Here is a 5400-nt window from a genome sequence, read left to right on the forward strand (position 1 = left end):
GAGGTTTTTTGAGTGTGAGCGTCCTTTCCTTATTAGGACGTTCCTGTTGATTTCTTTTGGAAATTGTTTGAGAGTCATCTATGGTTCTCTTCGCTAATTTTTTTTGTGGAGGGTTCGATTCTGGCTCAGGATGAACGCTGGCGGCGTGCTTAACACATGCAAGTCGAACGGGATCCGGAGTGCTTGCACTCCGGTGAGAGTGGCGAACGGGTGAGTAATGCGTGACCGACCTGCCCCATGCTCCGGAATAGCTCCTGGAAACGGGTGGTAATGCCGGATGCTCCAACATATCGCATGGTTTGTTGGGAAAGCTTTCGCGGCATGGGATGGGGTCGCGTCCTATCAGCTTGATGGCGGGGTAACGGCCCACCATGGCTTCGACGGGTAGCCGGCCTGAGAGGGCGACCGGCCACATTGGGACTGAGATACGGCCCAGACTCCTACGGGAGGCAGCAGTGGGGAATATTGCACAATGGGCGCAAGCCTGATGCAGCGACGCCGCGTGAGGGATGGAGGCCTTCGGGTTGTAAACCTCTTTTATCGGGGAGCAAGCGTGAGTGAGTGTACCCGTTGAATAAGCGCCGGCTAACTACGTGCCAGCAGCCGCGGTAATACGTAGGGCGCAAGCGTTATCCGGAATTATTGGGCGTAAAGGGCTCGTAGGCGGTTCGTCGCGTCCGGTGTGAAAGTCCATCGCTTAACGGTGGATCCGCGCCGGGTACGGGCGGGCTTGAGTGCGGTAGGGGAGACTGGAATTCCCGGTGTAACGGTGGAATGTGTAGATATCGGGAAGAACACCAATGGCGAAGGCAGGTCTCTGGGCCGTTACTGACGCTGAGGAGCGAAAGCGTGGGGAGCGAACAGGATTAGATACCCTGGTAGTCCACGCCGTAAACGGTGGATGCTGGATGTGGGGCACGTTCCACGTGTTCCGTGTCGGAGCCAACGCGTTAAGCATCCCGCCTGGGGAGTACGGCCGCAAGGCTAAAACTCAAAGAAATTGACGGGGGCCCGCACAAGCGGCGGAGCATGCGGATTAATTCGATGCAACGCGAAGAACCTTACCTGGGCTTGACATGTTCCCGACGACTCCAGAGATGGGGTTTCCCTTCGGGGCGGGTTCACAGGTGGTGCATGGTCGTCGTCAGCTCGTGTCGTGAGATGTTGGGTTAAGTCCCGCAACGAGCGCAACCCTCGCCCCGTGTTGCCAGCGGATTATGCCGGGAACTCACGGGGGACCGCCGGGGTTAACTCGGAGGAAGGTGGGGATGACGTCAGATCATCATGCCCCTTACGTCCAGGGCTTCACGCATGCTACAATGGCCGGTACAACGGGATGCGACAAGGCGACTTGGAGCGGATCCCTGAAAACCGGTCTCAGTTCGGATCGCAGTCTGCAACTCGACTGCGTGAAGGCGGAGTCGCTAGTAATCGCGAATCAGCAACGTCGCGGTGAATGCGTTCCCGGGCCTTGTACACACCGCCCGTCAAGTCATGAAAGTGGGCAGCACCCGAAGCCGGTGGCCTAACCTCCTTGTGAGGGGGGAGCCGTCTAAGGTGAGGCTCGTGATTGGGACTAAGTCGTAACAAGGTAGCCGTACCGGAAGGTGCGGCTGGATCACCTCCTTTCTACGGAGTCATTCAGGCCTCTGCTTGGAGGCCGGTGTGGGCCGGACGGCCGGGACAGTCCCGGTTGGTTTCCGGTTGCTGGTGTGGAAGAGATCGTTGGCTTTCGGCCTGTCCGTCGTGGGATGGCCGTGGGGTGGTGCGGATGCGCTTTTGGGCTCCCGGATCGCCACCCCGAGACGTTGGTCTCGGTGCGATTCGATGCCCATCGTGGCCTGCCGTCGGGTGTGTCCCGTCGTGGCTGGCCGTGGTGGTGCGTGGTGGTTTGAGAACTGGATAGTGGACGCGAGCAAGAACGATCCTAGTGATTGTTTTTGCTGTTGATTTCGTTCGGACTCCAAACTGTTGTTTGGTGTTCGTTCCGATCGTTTTGTGATCTGATTGTAGTGTTGATGATTTGTCGTCTGGCATGTAGTTGCGTTGCGCGGGTGTGTTCGCCCGCAAGGGCGTATGGTGGATGCCTTGGCAGACAGGACCGATGAAGGACGTTACAGGCTGCGATATGCCTCGGGGAGCCGCCAAGTGGGCTTTGATCCGAGGATTTCCGAATGGGGGAACCCGGCCGCCGTCATGGGCGGTCACCGGCTTTGGCCGGGGGGTACGCAGGGAAGTGAAACATCTCAGTACCTGCAGGAAAGGATACTCCGTGAGTAGTGGCGAGCGAAAGCGGATCAGGCCAAACCCGTGTCGTGTGATACCCGTCGGGGGTTGCGGCATGGGTGTTGCGGGAGCGTGTGCGCCGGCCCCGACGGGCCGGCCGGCGGTGAGAAATCCATGTGCGAGGGGAACCGGGTTGGATACCGGGCCGTAGAGGGTGATGGCCCCGTACCCGAAGGCGCATGGACCGTCGATCATGTGTCCCAAGTAGCACGGGTCCCGTGGAACCCCGTGTGAATCCGCCTCGACCGTGAGGTAAGCCTAAGTATTCCTGTCTGACCGATAGCGTACTAGTACCGTGAGGGAAAGGTGAAAAGCACCCCGGGAGGGGAGTGAAACAGTCTCTGAAACCGTGCGCCTACAAACCGTCGGAGCCTTTCGGGGTGACGGCGTGCCTATCGAAAAATGAGTCTGCGAGTCAGTGGCGGGTGGCAAGCGTAAGCCGTGTGGCGGACGCGTAGCGAAAGCGAGTCTTAAAAGGCGCCTGAGTCGCTCGTCCTGGACCCGAAGCGGGATGATCTAGCCCTGGGCAGGTTGAAGCGCGGGTAAGACCGCGTGGAGGACCGCACCCACCTGGGTTGAAAACCGGGGGGATGACCTGGGGCTAGGGGTGAAAGGCCAATCAAATTCCGTGATAGCTGGTTCTCTCCGAAATGCATTTAGGTGCAGCGTCGGGTGAGTACATCCGGGGGGTAGAGCTACTGGATGCTTGAGGGCCCGTACTGGGTACCGACAGCAACCAAACTCCGAATACCCGTGATGCGTATCCCGGCAGTGAGTCGGCGGGGGATAAGCTCCGTCGTCGAGAGGGAGACAGCCCAGATCGTCGTCTAAGGTCCCGAAGCGTGTGCTAAGTGGGAAAGGATGTGGAGTCGCATAGACAGCCAGGAGGTTGGCTCAGAAGCAGCCACCCTTGAAAGAGTGCGTAACAGCTCACTGGTCTAGTGGTTCCGCGCCGACAATGTAGCGGGGCTCAAGCACACCACCGAAGACGCGGCAGTACTTTGTACTGGGTAGGAGAGCGTCCCACGCGGGTCGAAGCCGTGGCGTAAGCCTACGGTGGACTGCGTGGGAGTGAGAATGCAGACATGAGTAGCGAGAGACGGGTGAAGATCCCGTCCGCCGGATGACCAAGGGTTCCAGGGCCACGTTCATCGTCCCTGGGTGAGTCGGGTCCTAAGGCGAGGCCGACAGGCGTAGTCGAATGGATGAACGGGTCGATATTCCCGTACCGGCAAGCGACCGATCAGACCGAAAGGGCGAGTACTAACCTTGCGTTCGCGTGGATCCCTCCTTCGGGTGGGTGACGCGTGTTCGTCTGGGAGCGTAGCCCCGGTAGGTGAGCGCAGGAGTGACACGGAAGGGCAGCCGGCCCGGGAGGTGGTTTTCCCGGGCCAAGCACGCAGCCCGTCCCCCAGGCAAATCCGGGGGGCGTCAAGGGTGAGGTGCGATGGGACGCGCGTTTTGCGTGGATCCGGTGATCCCGGCCGTCGAGAAAAGCTTCGGCGTGAGGGCGGTTGCCGCCCGTACCCCAAACCGACACTGGTGGTCAGGTAGAGAATACCAAGGCGATCGAGCGAATCCTGGTCAAGGAACTCGGCAAATCACTCCCGTTCCTTCGGTTTAAGGGAGACCCCCGATGGTGAACCAACTCGCTTGGGGAGCCGTTGGGGGTGGCACAGACCAGGGGGTAGCGACTGTTTACCAAAAACACAGGTGCATGCGAAGGCGCAAGCCGCTGTATATGCACTGACGCCTGCCCGGTGCCGGAAGGTTAAGAGGATCCGTCAACTTCGGTGAAGCGGTGAATTCAAGCCCCGGTAAACGGCGGTGGTAACTATAACCATCCTAAGGTAGCGAAATTCCTTGTCGGGTAAGTTCCGACCTGCACGAATGGCGTAACGACTTCCCCACTGTCTCGACCAGGAGCTCGGCGAAATTGCAGTACGAGTAAAGATGCTCGTTAAGCGCAGAAGGACGAAAAGACCCCGGGACCTTTACTATACCTTGGTATTGGCATTCGGTGTGGATTGTGTAGCATAGGCGGGAGACTACGATACATGGGCGCCAGCCCGTGTGGAGTCGCAAGGTGAAATACCGCTCTGTTCGCATTGGATGTCTCACCACGACCAGTCATCCTGGTCTGGGACAGTGCCTGGCGGGTAGTTTAACTGGGGCGGTTGCCTCCCAAAGAGTAACGGAGGCGCTCAAAGGTTCCCTCAGCCCGGTTGGCAATCGGGTGGCGAGTGTAAGTGCACAAGGGAGCTTGACTGCGAGACTGACGGGTCGAGCAGGGACGAAAGTCGGAACTAGTGATCCGGTGCCGGTGTACGGACGCGGCATCGCTCAACGGATAAAAGGTACCCCGGGGATAACAGGCTGATCATTCCCAAGAGTCCATATCGACGGGATGGTTTGGCACCTCGATGTCGGCTCGTCGCATCCTGGGGCTGGAGCAGGTCCCAAGGGTTCGGCTGTTCGCCGATTAAAGCGGCACGCGAGCTGGGTTCAGAACGTCGTGAGACAGTTTGGTCTCTATCCTCTGCGCTCGTTGGAATGTTGAGGAGGCCTGCCCATAGTACGAGAGGACCTGGGTGGACGAACCTCTGGTATGCCGGTTGTCGCGCCAGCGGCACGGCCGGTTGGCCACGTTCGGAAGGGATAACCGCTGAAAGCATCTAAGCGGGAAGCCTGCTCCAAGATAAGCATTCCATGGACCCTTCGGGGTCCTGAACCCCCCATGAAGAACACGTGGTCGATAGGCCGGACGTGGAAGCCCCGCGAGGGGTGGAGCCGACCGGTACTAACGGGGGAAGGCGAACCTTCACACCAACCCATGGTTGGTGGCCGTGCTGCGCGATTCCATCACGGACGACAAGGAGACACTACGGTCTCGGGTCGCACGATACGGAACAACGAAACCTGGAAGCGTCCACCATCCGGTCCCCAAACCACCACAATGCCGGCAGACGACATGTCTGACCGAAAGAATTGAAGATTTGCGGCGGTCATGGCCCAGGGGAGACGCCCGGTCCCATTCCGAACCCGGAAGCTAAGGCCTGGCACGGCGATGGTACTGCACCCGACAGGGTGTGGGAGAGTAGCACACCGCCGCAT

General features: G+C 59.4%; 3 rRNA genes. All 3 read left to right on the forward strand.

What is annotated here, in order from left to right:
* Positions 1–102: 102 nt before the first annotated feature.
* The 3 genes from F7D08_RS09655 to rrf all read left to right on the forward strand — a co-directional run bounded on the left by F7D08_RS09655 (position 103) and on the right by rrf (position 5400).
* Positions 103–1629: ribosomal RNA gene (locus F7D08_RS09655) — 16S ribosomal RNA — on the forward strand.
* A 427-nt stretch (positions 1630–2056) separates the two neighbouring features.
* A 23S ribosomal RNA gene (locus F7D08_RS09660) occupies positions 2057–5109 on the forward strand.
* 174 nt (positions 5110–5283) lie between these two features.
* Positions 5284–5400: ribosomal RNA gene (rrf, locus tag F7D08_RS09665) — 5S ribosomal RNA — on the forward strand.
* The 16S, 23S and 5S rRNA genes sit together here, the layout of an rRNA operon.

Origin of the sequence: Bifidobacterium cebidarum (assembly GCF_009193305.1) — a bacterium.
Lineage (GTDB): Bacteria > Actinomycetota > Actinomycetes > Actinomycetales > Bifidobacteriaceae > Bifidobacterium > Bifidobacterium cebidarum.